Below are 15,009 nucleotides of genomic sequence, written 5' to 3'. Positions count from 1 at the left end.
ATAAAGCAATTTTCCCTATTTAGCCCCCCGTTGCGCACAGCGATTAAGGACTCCAGGGCTTCCACCGTGGGAATATCCGCCGGGAAAATCGCCAAATCAGGAGTTTAGCGCGGCTCCGTCTGGCCGTCCGGCAAAATGCCTTTCAGTAAATTTACTGGATAAAATAAGAAATACGTATCTCAAACGTGTAATTTTACCATTGACGTTATCGTATTCCGATCATACCTTGGTTTAAAATTCATACAAATAACGCGTCCAGGCCTATTGCCGGCGCGGCGCTTACCCACCGGGAAGCGTTAGGCCCCGCAAAGCCATCAGTACGGAAATAACAGCGGAAAATCCGCGCATAAAACGGCGGCGTCAGTCACCTGAGGATCCCATGATTATTATTCATAAATGTGCCACCACGTTGCAAGCCGCCGGCGAGGCCGCTGCGGCCGGGGCGAAGGCAATCGCCGGGGCCATCGCGGAAAACGGCGCGGCGAACATCGTTTTGGCCACCGGCGCCAGTCAGTTTGCCTTGATCGACGCGCTTATCGGACATGACGAGATCGACTGGTCCCGAGTGACCGCTTTCCATCTCGACGAATATATCGGCATGCCGGAAACGCATCCGGCCAGCTTTCGCCGCTATCTCCAGGAGCGTTTTGTCGCCAGGGTGCCAACGCTCGGCGCCTTTCACTTCGTCCGGGGGGATGCCGCGGATCTGGATGAAGAACTGCGCCGGCTCGGCGACCTGCTCGATAGGCATCCCATCGACGTCATGTTCGCCGGCATCGGCGAGAACGGCCATCTCGCCTTCAATGACCCGCCGGCGGATTTTAGCGCCGCCGAGGCCTATAAGGTGGTCGACCTGGATGAGGGTTGCCGCCGGCAACAGTTTGGCGAGGGCTGGTTCGCCACCCTTGAAGACGTGCCCCTGCGCGCCATCTCCATGACGATCCGGCGCATTATGGCCAGCCGCATGGTGATCCTGACCGTGCCGGACGAACGCAAGTCCGAGGCGGTGCGGGAAGTGTTGGAAGGGCCGGTCACCAACGCATGGCCGGCCTCTATCTTGCAGCAACACGCGAACTGCCTGCTGTATCTCGATGGCCCCGCCGCAAGCCGGCTTACCCGCTAGCCGATGGCTGCGGGACGGTCGGGCGATGCCCTGGCGCGCCGAACTATTTCAATCTGTCGCTGTATCAGCCATGCGCGGATATACCCCACTGTACCGGCTACCGGTGCGCAAGAAACGAAGAACCTGATTTAACAATGATATAAGGAGTGGAGTCGTGAAAAAAAACAGCACTGCCATTTGCCGTCTGGCCGCCCTGGCGGCGACCCTGGTTCTCTCGTCTCTCGCCGGTTCGTTTCAGGCCTTCGCGAAACCCGTCACCATCAATGTCATTGATGTGGCCGGCGACCTGCAGTTAAGCCAGCCCGCGTTCGAGAAATTCAAGGCCGAGCACCCCGAGCTGGTCAAGGATTTTGTCTTTACCCAGGCCACGGCGCCGGAACTCGCCGGCAAACTGAAGGCCCAGCAGGACGCCGGACGCGTCGATATCGACTTCGTGCTGACCGGCAACGACGCGCTCGCCGCAGGCCAGGGACAGGGCCTGTGGATGCAGATCCTGCCGAAATACCAGGACAGGTTTCCGCAGCTTGACCAGCTTTATATTCATGGCGCCTATCTGATGCAGGAGATGGCAAAGGGTCAAGCGTTTATCGTGGATTGGACGCCGTCCGGTCCGCTGCTTGAATATGCGCCGGATCGCGTGAAAAACATGCCGGACACGACGGAAAAATTGCTGGCCTGGTGCAAGGCCAATCCCGGCAAATTCATGTACGCCCGTCCGTCCAACTCCGGCCCGGGCCGGACCTTCGTGATGGGACTGCCCTATTTGCTCGGCGACAAGGATCCGCTCGATCCGATCCACGGCTGGGACAAGACCTGGGCCTATCTCAAGCAGCTTGACGGCTGCATTGAATATTACCCCGGCGGCACCACCGCCACCATGAAGGAGCTGGCCGAGGGTACCCGCGACATCATCGCCACGACGGGCGGCTGGGATATCAACCCGCGTTACCTGGGCATCGTGCCCGCGGAGTACAAAGTCGGCACCCTGAAGGGATTCCATTGGGTAGGCGATGCCAATTACATGGCCATCCCCAAGGGTATTGCGCCAGAAAAACTGGATGTGGTGCTGCAACTGATGGCTTTTATCCTGAAACCGGAACAGCAGGCCTTTATGTACGATCACGGCTACATGTACCCCGGTCCGTCCGTCAAAGGGGTCACCCTCGACATGGCCCCGGCGGAAAGCCAGGACACGATAAAAACGTTCGGTCGCCCCGAATACGCCGATCTCATCGCCAACAATCCGACGGAACCGCCGCTGGATTCAAAGCAACTTGTCGCCATGTTCGATAAATGGGATCGCGACATCGGCGCGGCGAAGATGCAGAAATAGACAGTACGCGGGAGCGGTACCGCCAGGCTCCCGCACCACCTTTTGACACCAGATTCAACTGAGGCAGCCAACCATGGCCATAACATCACGGGACTTTCGTGAACTGCGACTGGAAAATATCAGCCGCGCCTTTGGCAGCCACAATGCGCTAAGGGATGTGTCGCTAACGGTCAAACGCGGAGAGTTCATCGCCCTCCTCGGCCCATCGGGCTGCGGCAAATCGACGGCGCTCAATTGCCTGGCGGGCCTGTTGTCCCTGACGGGGGGCGGAATTTGGCTCGACGAGCGCCGTATCGACATGCTGAAACCCGAGGAACGGGGGTTTGGCATGGTTTTCCAGAACTACGCGCTGTTCCCGCATATGAGCGTGCGACGCAACGTGGGTTTCGGCCTGCAAATGCAGGGCATGGCAAAATCCGAAATCAACCTGAAGGTAGAAGAATCCCTGAACGTGGTCAGGCTGGCGCAGCAAGCCGATAAACTACCGGCCCAGCTTTCCGGCGGCCAGCAGCAGCGCGTCGCCATCGCGCGCGCCATCGCGGTGGAGCCGCCGCTGGTGCTGATGGACGAACCCTTGTCAAACCTGGATGCCAAGCTGCGGCTCTAAATGCGCGCCGAGATCCGACGCATCCACCGGTTGCTGGGTTCCGCCACCATCTATGTCACTCACGATCAGGACGAGGCGCTATCGCTTGCCGATCGGATCGTGGTGTTGCGCGACGGCGGCGTACGCCAGATAGGCACGCCGCAACAACTCTTCAATCGCCCGGCGCATCTTGATGTGGCGGAGTTCATGGGGTTTCGCAACGCGCTGCCCGCCACCATCGTGCGCAAGCAGGGCGATGACGTGGAAATGTCGCTCTCCGGCGCATTCTTGCGCGGCAAAGGGATGGACCAGGCGGCCGCCGGCGCGGTGGTCGCCGCCATCCGGCCGGCCGACCTGGTTCCGCAACCGGACGGCGCGATTGTGGCCACCGTCACCGGGATGGAGTACTCCGGCGATTATTTCCTGGGATCCGGCCGGACCGCCGAAGGATACGAGGTTTTTTTCAGGGCGCGGGACGCTATCGGCCAGGGAGAGCAGGTGCGTCTGGGCGCGCCGGCCGATCGTATTCTGGTTTACGCGCGGGAGGAAGGACAATGAAGCCGGCCGGTGCGGATTTGGTGGGCAACCGCGGCAGGCGCAGGCTCGCGGACCACGGTTTCGATGGCGTAACGCTGCTGATTTTACCGGCGGCGCTGTTCCTGCTGCTGCTCTTTATTTACCCCTTTTTCTATGGGCTGGTGCATTCATTTATGCCCAAGAGCGGGGAATGGTATGCGAACTACGCCAGATTTTTTTCCGACCCTTATATATACACCACCATTTGGCTGACCCTGCAGCTCGCGCTGCCGGTTACGCTTGTGAACATTGCGCTGGCCGTGCCTATCGCCATGCGCGTGCGCCTGATGCGCCACCAGCGTGTGCTGACCACCCTGCTGGTCATTCCGATCACCCTCGGCACCGTGCTCATCGCCGACGGGCTGCTGAACTACCTCGGCCCCCAGGGCTGGTTCAACCGGGTGCTGATGACCATCGGCCTTATCGATCGGCCGGTGCGCCTGGTCCATAATTATACCGGGGTGTTCCTGTCCCTTATCATCACCGGATTTCCCTTTACCTTCCTGCTGGCCCTGTCGATGATTTCCGGCATCGACCCGGCCCTTGAGCACGCCGCCGCAACGCTCGGCGCCCGCGCGCGCCAGCGTTTCCGGCATGTCATCCTGCCGCTTATCCTGCCGGGCCTGGCCGTCATTTTCTGCCTGTCTTTTGTCGACGCCTTTTCGGTCTTCCCCTCCGCCGTTATTTTGGGCGCGCCGGCGGGAGCAACGCGGGTTATCTCCATCGCGGCCGCACAAGCGGCGTTCGAGCAGTACGACTATTCCTTCGCCTCGGCCATCGCCATGATCATGGCCACCGTCCAATTCGCTATCGTCGCCATCATCCTTACGGCGCGCAGCCTGTTCTATAAGGGGCCCGCGGGTGCGGGCAAGGGATAAACCATGAACCTGGAAAACACATTATGACCCTGGAAAATATCCTGGACAGGCTCTGGAAGGCCGCCATCTGGGCCTTTGTGATCTTCTTCATCATCAACCTGCTGGCAATGATCGCAACCGTCGCGATAAATTCGTTCGGCACGCGCTGGTTCGGTACCTGGCTGCCGGCCGGTTTTACGGTTCGCTGGTATTTCTCCGCCTGGCGGGAGTTCCAGCTGGGTAATGTGCTGCTGGTCACTTTCCAAATCGTCGGCACGGTGGTCGTCCTGTCGGCGCTGATCGGGGTACCCGCCGCCTATGGACTGGCGCGCCGCAATTTCCGCGGCAAATCGCTGGTGATGGCGCTGTTTCTGCTGCCGCTGCTGGTGCCGCCGATCACCTTCGGCATTCCGCTCGCGACCCTGCTTTATCGCCTGGGCCTGGCGGGAACCATGAACGGCGTTATCCTTGCCAATCTGGTTCCGACCGTGCCGTTTGTCGTAGTGCTGATGATCCCGTTTATCGAGCAAATCGATCCGCGCATCGAGGCGGCGGCCCACGTCTTCGGCGCCAACACCGGCAAACTGTTCATCCATGTCCTTGTCCCCATGCTGCTGCCCGGCATCCTGGCGGCCACCCTGCTGTCACTGGTCCGGACCATTTCCATGTTTGAACTCACCTTCCTGACCGCCGGCCCTTCCAGCCAGACGCTGGTGGTATCGCTTTATTATTCCGTTTTCGCGGCCGGGGTAAGGGCCGGCCAATCCATTGATGCCATGGCCGTAATCTACACCGTCAGTTCGCTTATCTGGCTTATTGTGGCGCTACGCTTCGTCAACCCAACGCAAATCGTGGCGCGGGCGCGTAAAAGCCCGACCCGCTAATGGTTAGCTAAAAGACGGGGTTGGTATGATGATGGAGATTAAGCGATAGGGGGAGCCGCAACCAGGCGCAGGAACGTGATTTCAGACGGTGCGGCCAGCCGTATCGGCGGCCCCCAATAGCCCGTGCCGCGGCTGGTGTAAACCCAAAGGTCGTTGAGCCTGTCCAGCCCGTGCACAAAAGGCTGCTGCAACCGGATAAAAAAATTCCACGGCAAAAACTGGCCGCCGTGGGTATGGCCGGACAATTGCAGGGTAAATCCCGCGGCCGATGCGGCCGCCGCACTGCGCGGCTGATGGGCCAGCAGCAGCCGGAACAGGATATCCTCCGGCGCGCCCCGCATGGCTTTCGCCGGATCGCTGGCGTGCGCCGGGTCATGGCTGCCGGCGCCGTAATCCGTCACGCCCGCGACGATTGCCTGTGCGCCATCGTGATTGACGATCACATGCTCGTTCATCAGCACCTTGAAACCAAGCCGGCGAAACTCGGCGACCCAATTATCCGCGCCGGCATAGTATTCATGATTTCCGGTGACGAAAAAGGTGCCGTGACGCGCCGATAACCCGCCAAGCGGCCGCGCATCGGCCGCAAGCTGAGGTACGGTGCCATCGACGACATCACCGGTCACCGCGATCAGATCCGCCTTCAGCCCGTTTACCGTCGCGACGATTTTCTCGACGTAACCACGCTTAATGGTCGGGCCGATGTGGATGTCGGTGATTTGCACGATCGAAAAGCCATTCAGCGCCGCCGCCAGTCCCGCGATGGGGACATCGATGATTTTCACCGGCGCATTGCGACGCGCGTTGTAGACGCCCAGCAACGTCAGGGCCACGGCCAACACCGGCACGCACGCCGCGCTCGCCGAGATGACATCCGCCGCGGCGCTGTTCCCCCGCAGGCTGTTCACGGCCAATAGCACCAGCAGCGCGATATCGCGCAGCGCCGTCAGCACCAGCAGCGACGAGAAAAAGCCCATGACAAGATAGCCGGTCCACGCCAGCAGGTCCGACAGCGGCTGTTGTTTGATATTGCGCGCGGCCATGCCGAGCGGGATAAGCAAGACAGACAAAACCAGCAGCGCCGCCGCACCCCATTTGAACGGCGAACCGACAGGCAGGGCGGGAATCAGCCGCGCGCCGATATACACATGCAAAAGAATGACGATGCTGATGAGGCGAAGGAAAAAAGCGGAGCGAAGCATAAAAGTCATCCCACGGCGAAATACTGTACTGTCGCAATATGCCTAACCCAGCGGGATTTAGACAGCCATAAAATGCTGTGCGGTGCTCCCGCGCGATCCGAGATCATTAAAGACCATTCGGTCCGAATCAAACCTTATGACACCGCATAGCGCCCTACCCTCGCCGGTGGCCGGCGACGCGTTGACACAGCCCGGGCCGCCATTTCGCGGCCAAATGGGCGGCGCGCCCAACGGATATAACGTTTATCGATCAAAACGCTGTTCGTTAATGATGATAGGCGGAAGACCGGAACACAGCGCATCATTGACATCAATATTACGAACTTGCTGCAGGTAGACGGAATACAGCAGGCCGCCGATGCCGCCGGCAGAGAATCCCATCAATGCGCCGATGAGCAATGGGCGCCTTACAGATTCGTCAGCGCGATGGGTATTATTGATATCTTCCCGCATTACAGATTGGTCAGCGCGATAGGTATTATTGATATATCCCCGAAGAAGAGCCGCCACGATCGATCCGGAAATGATGCCGCCGGGTATGCCATAGGTGATGCCCGCGAGCATCACCTCGCGATAAGCCTGGGGGGATAGGGACAGGCACGGAGCCAACAAGTCGTTTATATCATCAACAGCGTAAGAGATGAGCGTGGTGCCTAAACCAGCGGATGCAATGAGCACGCTGCCGGCAAGGGCGGTCACAAAGGAGGGATCCCGCCAAAGGGCGACGTTGGACACGCCTTGTACCAGAGCGCCTATGCCGCGTTTGCCTCTTGATAAAAGCGTCCTGATGGCGATGGGGAGATGATCAGTGGTGATGGGGTTAGAATAAATGGACATATTTGTCTCTCTACGTCTTCGTGAATCCACAGTCGGCAATAAACGATGCGCCGCCGGCAATGCCGATCAACGCGCGGCACATTGCCGCCCATGCCGGGTGTTCATGCTTTTAACGAATAGGGTGTTCCTTCGTTAAAGGACCTGTTGTGTAATAATAGCGATATTGAGTATATTTCGAATAAAAATGCCAGGCTGACTTAATTATTCTCTCTAGCAAATAATAACCCGAATAGATTAACATGTGTGGCCGCCTCGCTATTTTTCTATTTCAACGGTGATAAAAAAGCAATACAATAAGTATAATTATTATCGTAAGTGATGATGTACAGAGGTATGTTGTCATACCTTCCACAGTGATATTATCAAAGCTTAGGTTATCGGGCGATAGCAATACCACCGCATTGGCCAGAAAAGAATAGCCTATGCCTTTGTAAAGGCTGCAACGATTCAGTCCATGCCTGCGCACCGTAAAAAACATCGCTGTCAGGACATAGGTAAGCGGCATATATATTTTCATTAACATCAATATCATGCCTCTGGTATTTCCGGCATTAAAATATAACAGGTCAGGATATTATTTGTATATCGTCTTTACCGAGCTGGTACAGAAATTAATTGTTTAACGCAACTTTATTATTGTCTCCCGCGCCTGTTTCACCTGCCCCTCGCCGGACGATGGCCGGCGAACTTTGGTTGCAGAATAATGATTACCCTCCGTCGACATGCATTAGCCAATAGTTTATTAACGACGTTATCCAGTACCGGCGCAGTGGCATGTCGAGAACCGCCGCGTGGATCCGATCGCCGAGGATTATTACGCCGCCATCGGCGATGGTTTTGACCCGCCCCCTGGTCTGGTGTCACCCACCCTGGCCCCAGCACACACCGTTGCCGTAGCCTCACCGGCGCGCCAACGCGCCTGGCTGCGCCAGCACGGAAATATGCCGTCGCCCGATTTCCCACGACCCCCTGTTATTGTCGCAACAGGCTGGCGTGTCTGGCAGGCGGCATGCCGAAGAGGCGCGCATAGTCACGGCTGAACTGAGACGGGCTTTCATAACCGACGTTAAAGCCAGCATTAGCGGCATCCATCGCATCTCTGACCATCAGCCGGCGGGCTTCCTGCATACGTAAGTGAGTTCGGAACTCGATGGGACTGAGCGTGGTGATCGCCTTGAAATGAAGATGAAAAGTAGAGCGGCTCATGCCGGCGATTTCCGCGGCCTGCTCTATGGGGCAGGGTTCGCGAAAGTGCGTTCTGATCCAGATGATGGCGCGCGCAATCTGATTGAGGCGGCTATCGGCCTGAGCCATATGCCGGATGATGCTCCCCCCCGGTCCCGTCAGTAAGCGGTAGAGAATTTCACGGTTAGCCAGCGGGGCCAACGCGTCAATATCGCCGGGCGCGTCCAACAGCTCCGCCAAACGGATCACCGCCTCAAGCAATTTCGGCGTGGTTTTGTTCAACATGATGCCAGCGGGGGGAGAAAGCGCCGCTTCGGGCGATGCCGGGTAATGAATTGCCAGTTCGGAGAGTTCGGCCATATCGAAATCAAGCTGTAAACAAAGATACGGCTGGTTTGCGCTCGCCTCAATCACCGATCCCATGATGGGCAATTCGACGGACGCCATCAAATAGTTGGCTGCGTCATAACGATAGGTCGTTTCACCGAGATTAGCCTCCTTTGTGCCCTGCGCGATTAGGCAAAACGTAGGGGTATAGATCACCGGCATCGGCGTTGTCGGCGAAGAAGACCGTATCAGTTTTACGCCAGGGATCGCGCAGTGATGACTGCCATCCGTCAGGGTATGGCGATCTAGGATGTCTACAAGCGTATTTAGTCTGTTCATGAATCGTTACCCTGCGCCCGAAGGGACGTTTTGAAAAAGAGGCGTTATATACACGGACGATCGTGCAAGCATTACGGATTTCCAGGCTATCAGGATCAGACCCATCCGCTAGATGATGATACCCGGAGTCAGTCATCCATTTTGTCATACTCAGGAGATAAAAATGACGACGGTGAATGCTTTAGATCAATATCGTTTACTTGGCCGCTCGGGCCTGCGCGTCTCCCCTCTGTCGCTGGGCACCATGACCTTCGGATCCGATTGGGGTTGGGGGGCGGATGATGCCCAAGCGCAGCGCATCTTTGACGCCTACGTCGAGCGCGGCGGTAACTTTATCGATACATCGGTCAACTACACCAATGGTACGTCAGAAAAAATCCTCGGCGGCCTGATCAAAGGAAAACGCGAGAGGGTGGTTCTTGCCACGAAATTCACCATGGCGCGTGATAAGGGCAATCCCAATTCCGGCGGTAACCATCGGTTTAATATGGTCAATTCGGTCGAGACCAGCCTGCGTCAGCTCGATACCGACCGTATCGATCTCCTTTACCTCCACGCCTGGGATTTCACCACTTCCCCTGAAGAGGTGATGCGTTCACTGGATGATCTGGTGCGCTCAGGGAAAGTCCTCTATCTCGGCATTTGTAACACGTCAGCCTGGCGCATTGCGCAAATGCAAACACTTGCCGACCTGCGCGCCTGGTCACCGTTTGTTGCCTTGCAAATCGAATATAGCCTGGTCGAGCGAACAGTAGAACATGAGCTGATCCCCATGGCCCAGGCGCTCGGTCTTGGTGTCCTGCCCTGGTCGCCGCTTGGCGGCGGCATACTCAGCGGGAAATACAGCCGGACAGATTTAACCCATGAGAACGCGGCCGATATCTCGCCAACGCGTAAGGGCGTCATCGCATCGTCGGGCCACTTGACCGAACGCGCGCTGGAAATCGCTGACGTCGTGCTCGAGATCGCCGCAGAAATCGGTGTTACACCGTCCCGGGTCGCGCTGGCATGGGTTCTGCGCAATCCCGCCGTCGTGTCTCCGATCATGGGCGCACGCACGCTTGCACAAGCGGAAGACAATTTCGGCGCATTAGATATTGTTTTCACCGACGAGCAGTATAACCGTTTAAATCAGGCCAGCGCGATTGCGCCGATTTTCCCCGATCGCTTTATTGGTCGGCCAATGGTGCAACAGCTCATATTCGGCGGCTCAACGGTTAAAAGCGGCAGGTGATCGCCAAGCCGCGGTAGATGGCCATCGCCATGTTCAGACTGCCCAGGTCGTTGCAACACGCGCGATATAAACTACTTAACCCGTAAGTTTCATCAAAAAGAGGTCTGATTAATGAACGGATCGACGGCGTTATCCCCTAAAGTCTGGTTTATTACCGGCATTTCACGCGGTTTTGGTAAAGCGCTTGCCGGCATATTGCTTGCTCGCGGCGCAATAGTGATTGGCACCACCCGTGACGGCGCCAGCGACATTGACAACACCTCCCGTCAACTGCATGTTCTTCCTCTTGAATTGACGGATGCCAACGCCATCGGCGATGTCGTACGGCAGGCATTTGCCCTCCACGGCCATATTGATTTCATCGTTAATAATGCAGGATATGGCTTGCTGGGGTCGATTGAAGAAGCAACAGATGAGCAGGTTACGCACCTTTTTGAAGTCAACTTTAATGGACCAAGGCGCATAATTCAGTCCGCATTGCCCTATCTGCGGGCCCGTGGCTCTGGTCATATCATCAATATCACCTCCATTGCCGGCGTTGCGCCCGGAGCGGGGTCGGGATTTTATGCCGCGGCAAAGTGCGCGGTGGAAGGCCTTTCGCAAAGCCTTGCCAAGGAACTCGCGCCCTTGGGCATCCACGTCACGCTGGTGGAACCGGGTGCTTTCCGGACCGATTTCCTCTCTGCGACCTCCATACGAAATAGCGAAAATCTTGTGGATGACTATGCGGATACCGTTGGCGCCGTGGTATCCAAACTGGCGAGCATGGAGGGAGCGCAGCGCGGCGATCCGGCGAAAGGCGCCCTGGCTATCATTAACGCGGTAGAAAGCGCTGCGCCTCCGCTTCATCTTGTCCTGGGGCCGGATGCCCTGGCGCGGACGCGCGAAGTACTGGCGGCATTTTCAGCCGAACTGGATATCTGGGAAAACGTTGGTGGCAACACCGATTTTGACTGATCGTGAACCCGCGGCGGTAAGCCAAAACGGCTCTACCGCCGCACCGCTTTTGATCAGGCAATGGAATAACCAGCATCGACAAGAAGGCCATGGCCCGACACAAAAGATGCGTCATCCGACGCCAAAAAGGCCACAACGGTAGCCACCTCTTCGGGCAAGCCCGCCCGTCCAGGAACGGTCGATGCCGCGAAAGCATCCTTCGCCTCGTTGCTCGGCCAAATGCGGTCCTGGAATGGTGTATCAATGATGCCAGGGTTAACCGCGTTGACGCGCACCCCCTGCTTGAACAATTCAATCGACGCGGTTTTGGTCAGCCCCAGCACAGCATGTTTACTGGCGATATAAAGCCCTGCGTTCGCAAAACCTATCACGCCCCCCATCGACGCATTGTTGATGATAACCCCGGCTCCCTGCGCCAGCATGGCTTTTGCCTGATGCTTCATCGACCAGAAAACGCCGCGAACATTGGCATTAAAAATGGTGTCGTAAACTTCATTTGACTGTTCAACAAACGGGGTGAACTCACCTTCGGTGCCGGCATTGTTAAAAGCGATGTCGATTCGGCCATAGGTCGATATTGTTGTCGCCACCAAATCAATCACATCCTGTTCAATATTGATATCAGCAACCGCGGCGGTGGCTTCATGCCCTTCGCTTCTGATTTCAGCAACCAGTGACTCGATTTCCGAACGGCGGCGGGCACTGGCGACAACTTTTGCTCCACGGCGGGCCAGTTCAAGGGCCGCGGCGCGGCCGATGCCTGAACTTGCACCGGTTACCAGCGCGACTTTCCCAGACAGGGTTTGGATAGGCAGGTTGTTATTCATGTATTTCTCCAGAGGGTTAGCGTTAAACTTTCGAGCAAGAGAACGGCATTCGCTCAATTCGTAAAGGACATTCTGAAGTGTTATATTGATATGATAAAGTAGCCAATGCTTCTTACTATAGTGAACAAGACTCACCAATGGAAACCGCAGAACTCGCCGAACTGACCGTGTTCGCTTCGGTGGCGAAACATCTAAGCTTCCGTCAGGCCGCCACAGAACGAGGCACTTCCGCCTCGGCGGTAAGTCATTCGATACGCAGCCTTGAGTCGCGGGTGGGGGTGCGCCTATTTCATCGCACCACGCGTAGCGTGTCCATGACAGAAGCCGGAGAAGCCTTATACGCCCAATTGCAGCCAGCGCTGGCCGGAATGCAACATGCCCTGGACGGGCTGAACTCATTTCGCGCGTCGCCCTTCGGCACCATACGAATCAATGTGCCCAATTCCCTCGCGCCATACATTCTGGGCGACGCAATGGACCTCCTGGCAAAGCATCCTGGACTGAAGCTGGAAGTCGTCTCTACCGACTCACTGGTCGATATCGTTGAGGAAGGTTTTGATGCGGGGATCCGCTTAGGGGAGCGACTGTCGCAGGATATGATCGCGGTGCGCATCAAGCCGAAATTTCGCTTTAGCGTGGTCGGTTCACCCGGCTATTTCGCGCAGCACCCCGCGCCCCTCACGCCGCACGATCTGCATCACCATGCATGCATTCGCTATGCTTTTCCCAGCGGAAAGATCTTGAATTGGGCGTTCGCCAAGGACGGAGAAATGATGGAAGTCGAGGTGACCGGCCCCTTAACGGCCGATAGCCAGGAACTGATGGCGAATGCGGCTGCGCGGGGCGTGGGCCTGGCTTATATTTGGGAGGACCGCGCGGCGGCCTATCTGCACGGTGGTCATCTTCAGCGCTGCCTTGAAGACTGGTGTACCCTCGAAGAAAGCCTGTTTCTCTATTTTCCCAGCCGTAAGCATCAATCGGCGGGACTTAGGGCCATTATTGATGCCATGAAGGCCTGAGTAGGTTAGTAGGTGGTAAGCGGCGCGCCAAAACCGGCGGTTTTTAACAAAAGCCGGCCACACCCCGTCCGCCCCCACGCGTTTACCTGTCCCTATGGTAATCCCCCCGAAAAACCGGGGTACTGATAAGTAGCGTTTTCTCGTAACATGAATCGAGGAAATTCGGATGAAAAAATCACGTTTTAGCGACAGCCGGATCATGGCCATGTTGAAGCAAGCCGAGGCCGGCACACCGGTTTCGGCGCTTTGCCGTGAACATGGCATGTGCAATGCCAGTTTTTTATACGTGGCGCTCACGCTTTGGCGGTATGGATGCCTCGATGATGGCCCGCCTGAAAGAACCGGAAGATGAAAATCGGCGGCTCAAAAAGATGTATGCCGAAGAGCGTTCAACATCCGAGATCATTCAGAATGCCATGCAAAAAAAGTAAAGATATCTCTATCCGTGTGGCCTGTTCCACTTTTGGCCTCAGCGAAAGTGGTTACCGCTATTGCGCTAAATTGCGTGATGAAAATGTGCAAATAGCCAACTGGCTTACCGATTTAACGGCGCGGCACCGTTACTGACCCAATTCACGCAGCAGCCTGGTGTTGATATACAGCTTTTCACGGCCAACAGTCATTTCCTCCAATACGCCAATATTTACTAACTGTTTGAGGTATGTTGATGCCGTTTGGCGTTTGGCCACACCTCGTTTTACAAGGTTATCGATCCGGCAATACGGCTGCGCAAAAAGCGCCTGGATAAGTTCATGGGTGTAGATTTTCGGCAGTTGCTCGCGCACATAGGCTGTGGTTTCTGCCATCAATTCTCTGACAACCGATATCTTATCAGTCGTCCACCGAGACGTGTTCCTCACTGCCTCTAACATAAATAAAATCCACGATTCCCAGTCCCCCTCTTCTGTCACCCTGCGCAGGAATGTGTAGTAATCATCACGCCTCTCCAGGATGAAGCGGGACAAATACAATATAGGCAATGAAAGCAATCCAGTCTGGATCAGGTACAGGATATTCAGGATACGGCCCGTTCGTCCGTTCCCGTCCGGGAACGGGTGGATGCACTCAAACTGATAGTGTGCAATAGCCATTTTCACCAGCGGATCTAAATCATCATCACCGTGTATAAACCGCTCCCAGTTCGCCAGTAAGTTACGAATGGCGTCTTCCCCCACCGGCGGCGTATAGACCACGTTATTATTCTGATCACGCAATACCGTACCCGGCCTTTTCCTGATATCGGTTTGCACCGCGCGTAATGTGGTGCAGATAGTTACCGCTGTGTTTGTGCAAAGTGGATAGTCCTTAAGGCGGGTATAGCCATCATAAAGCGCTGTACGATAGCGCAGCGCTTCTTTGGTGGCCGGATCCGCGCCATCTGCGCGGTCAGCATACTGAAAGAGCCGATCGCTGGTCGTTACGATGTTCTCAATGCGCGAAGAGTCTTTCGCTTCCAGCAACGGAAGGATGCTTATCAGCAAACCCTGATCGGGTATCAACTCACCGGCGGTTTTCAACTCTGCGATTGCTGCGCGCGCACTTATGCACGCTTTGAGTATGCTGCGGGTTTCAACGCGCTCCAGTTCAGGCGGCAGTATCGGCAACGCGTTGTGGGGGGTTTCTGGTTTCCAATTCATATGTTTATAAAAACCGTTTTCATCGACATATAGCCATACTATGTCGATGCTATAAACATGTCACGCCATCATGTTTAAAAAATCGC

General features: G+C 56.4%; 14 protein-coding genes and 1 pseudogene. 10 read left to right on the top strand and 5 right to left on the bottom strand.

All coding sequences use genetic code 11. The features are described from left to right. Positions 1-379: 379 nt before the first annotated feature. From VGC33_RS02465 to VGC33_RS02440, 6 genes are all read left to right on the top strand, one after another. The gene (locus VGC33_RS02465; RefSeq protein ID WP_331118678.1) at positions 380-1,123 is read left to right on the top strand and encodes a glucosamine-6-phosphate deaminase; all 744 of its coding nucleotides are present in this window, start codon (positions 380-382) and stop codon (positions 1,121-1,123) included. 154 nt (positions 1,124-1,277) lie between these two features. Continuing rightward, on the top strand, positions 1,278-2,456 hold the full coding sequence (locus VGC33_RS02460) for an extracellular solute-binding protein (protein WP_331118677.1): 1,179 nt from the start codon (positions 1,278-1,280) through the stop codon (positions 2,454-2,456). 73 nt (positions 2,457-2,529) lie between these two features. Further along, positions 2,530-3,063, top strand: coding sequence for an ABC transporter ATP-binding protein (locus VGC33_RS02455; RefSeq protein WP_331118675.1), 534 nt, complete (start codon positions 2,530-2,532; stop codon positions 3,061-3,063). After that, on the top strand, positions 3,064-3,600 hold the full coding sequence (locus VGC33_RS02450; protein WP_331118673.1) for a TOBE domain-containing protein: 537 nt from the start codon (positions 3,064-3,066) through the stop codon (positions 3,598-3,600). Then, a complete protein-coding gene (locus VGC33_RS02445; RefSeq protein WP_331118671.1) occupies positions 3,597-4,496 on the top strand; it encodes an ABC transporter permease in 900 nt (299 codons plus the stop codon). Before VGC33_RS02450 ends, VGC33_RS02445 begins: the two co-directional genes overlap by 4 nt. 23 nt (positions 4,497-4,519) lie before the next feature. Continuing rightward, positions 4,520-5,359 carry an ABC transporter permease gene (locus VGC33_RS02440; protein WP_331118669.1) on the top strand — a complete coding sequence of 280 codons (840 nt, stop codon included), beginning with the start codon at positions 4,520-4,522 and terminating at the stop codon, positions 5,357-5,359. Positions 5,360-5,397: 38 nt separating this feature from the next. On the opposite strand, the gene VGC33_RS02435 is transcribed toward VGC33_RS02440, so the two are convergent. The 3 genes from VGC33_RS02435 to VGC33_RS02425 all read right to left on the bottom strand — a co-directional run bounded on the left by VGC33_RS02435 (position 5,398) and on the right by VGC33_RS02425 (position 9,249). Then, entirely contained in the window at positions 5,398-6,561 is a 1,164-nt protein-coding gene (locus VGC33_RS02435) for a metallophosphoesterase (protein ID WP_331118667.1), read from the bottom strand. Positions 6,562-6,804: 243 nt separating this feature from the next. Beyond that, complete coding sequence (locus tag VGC33_RS02430) at positions 6,805-7,398, bottom strand: hypothetical protein (protein WP_331118665.1); 594 nt, start codon at positions 7,396-7,398, stop codon at positions 6,805-6,807. 972 nt (positions 7,399-8,370) lie between these two features. Beyond that, the gene (locus VGC33_RS02425) at positions 8,371-9,249 is read right to left on the bottom strand and encodes an AraC family transcriptional regulator (RefSeq protein WP_331118663.1); all 879 of its coding nucleotides are present in this window, start codon (positions 9,247-9,249) and stop codon (positions 8,371-8,373) included. 163 nt (positions 9,250-9,412) lie between these two features. On the opposite strand from VGC33_RS02425, the gene VGC33_RS02420 reads away from it, so the two are divergent. Both VGC33_RS02420 and VGC33_RS02415 read left to right on the top strand, forming a co-directional pair. Continuing rightward, positions 9,413-10,483, top strand: coding sequence for an aldo/keto reductase (locus tag VGC33_RS02420; protein ID WP_331118661.1), 1,071 nt, complete (start codon positions 9,413-9,415; stop codon positions 10,481-10,483). 111 nt (positions 10,484-10,594) lie between these two features. Further along, the gene (locus VGC33_RS02415) at positions 10,595-11,440 is read left to right on the top strand and encodes an SDR family NAD(P)-dependent oxidoreductase (protein WP_331118659.1); all 846 of its coding nucleotides are present in this window, start codon (positions 10,595-10,597) and stop codon (positions 11,438-11,440) included. 53 nt (positions 11,441-11,493) lie between these two features. On the opposite strand, the gene VGC33_RS02410 is transcribed toward VGC33_RS02415, so the two are convergent. Next, positions 11,494-12,267 (bottom strand): SDR family NAD(P)-dependent oxidoreductase, encoded by a 774-nt coding sequence (locus tag VGC33_RS02410; protein ID WP_331118657.1) that lies wholly within the window; start codon positions 12,265-12,267, stop codon positions 11,494-11,496. Between the two features lie 137 nt (positions 12,268-12,404). On the opposite strand from VGC33_RS02410, the gene VGC33_RS02405 reads away from it, so the two are divergent. Further along, on the top strand, positions 12,405-13,286 hold the full coding sequence (locus VGC33_RS02405; protein WP_331118655.1) for a LysR family transcriptional regulator: 882 nt from the start codon (positions 12,405-12,407) through the stop codon (positions 13,284-13,286). 166 nt (positions 13,287-13,452) lie between these two features. Next, positions 13,453-13,847, top strand: a pseudogene (locus VGC33_RS02400) (transposase); the annotation flags it as partial. Here the strand turns inward: VGC33_RS02400 and fic are convergent. After that, positions 13,847-14,923, bottom strand: coding sequence for a protein adenylyltransferase Fic (fic, locus tag VGC33_RS02395; RefSeq protein ID WP_331118653.1), 1,077 nt, complete (start codon positions 14,921-14,923; stop codon positions 13,847-13,849). The pseudogene VGC33_RS02400 and the gene fic sit on opposite strands and share 1 nt — an antisense overlap. Positions 14,924-15,009: the final 86 nt, after the last annotated feature.

Source organism: Acerihabitans sp. (assembly GCF_036398755.1).
Taxonomy (GTDB): domain Bacteria; phylum Pseudomonadota; class Gammaproteobacteria; order Enterobacterales; family Enterobacteriaceae; genus Acerihabitans.
This window is presented reverse-complemented; position numbering and strand designations above follow the sequence as displayed.

Excerpts from the sequence above, each read along its gene's own strand:
- VGC33_RS02440 (WP_331118669.1), top strand. The coding sequence starts at position 4,520 with ATGACCCTGGAAAATATCCTGGACAGGCTCTGGAAGGCCGCCATCTGG.
- VGC33_RS02430 (WP_331118665.1), bottom strand. The coding sequence starts at position 7,398 with ATGTCCATTTATTCTAACCCCATCACCACTGATCATCTCCCCATCGCC.
- VGC33_RS02465 (WP_331118678.1), top strand. The coding sequence starts at position 380 with ATGATTATTATTCATAAATGTGCCACCACGTTGCAAGCCGCCGGCGAG.
- VGC33_RS02425 (WP_331118663.1), bottom strand. The coding sequence starts at position 9,249 with ATGAACAGACTAAATACGCTTGTAGACATCCTAGATCGCCATACCCTG.
- VGC33_RS02410 (WP_331118657.1), bottom strand. The coding sequence starts at position 12,267 with ATGAATAACAACCTGCCTATCCAAACCCTGTCTGGGAAAGTCGCGCTG.
- VGC33_RS02415 (WP_331118659.1), top strand. The coding sequence starts at position 10,595 with ATGAACGGATCGACGGCGTTATCCCCTAAAGTCTGGTTTATTACCGGC.
- VGC33_RS02450 (WP_331118673.1), top strand. The coding sequence starts at position 3,064 with ATGCGCGCCGAGATCCGACGCATCCACCGGTTGCTGGGTTCCGCCACC.
- VGC33_RS02445 (WP_331118671.1), top strand. The coding sequence starts at position 3,597 with ATGAAGCCGGCCGGTGCGGATTTGGTGGGCAACCGCGGCAGGCGCAGG.
- VGC33_RS02420 (WP_331118661.1), top strand. The coding sequence starts at position 9,413 with ATGACGACGGTGAATGCTTTAGATCAATATCGTTTACTTGGCCGCTCG.
- fic (WP_331118653.1), bottom strand. The coding sequence starts at position 14,923 with ATGAATTGGAAACCAGAAACCCCCCACAACGCGTTGCCGATACTGCCG.
- VGC33_RS02435 (WP_331118667.1), bottom strand. The coding sequence starts at position 6,561 with ATGCTTCGCTCCGCTTTTTTCCTTCGCCTCATCAGCATCGTCATTCTT.
- VGC33_RS02455 (WP_331118675.1), top strand. The coding sequence starts at position 2,530 with ATGGCCATAACATCACGGGACTTTCGTGAACTGCGACTGGAAAATATC.
- VGC33_RS02405 (WP_331118655.1), top strand. The coding sequence starts at position 12,405 with ATGGAAACCGCAGAACTCGCCGAACTGACCGTGTTCGCTTCGGTGGCG.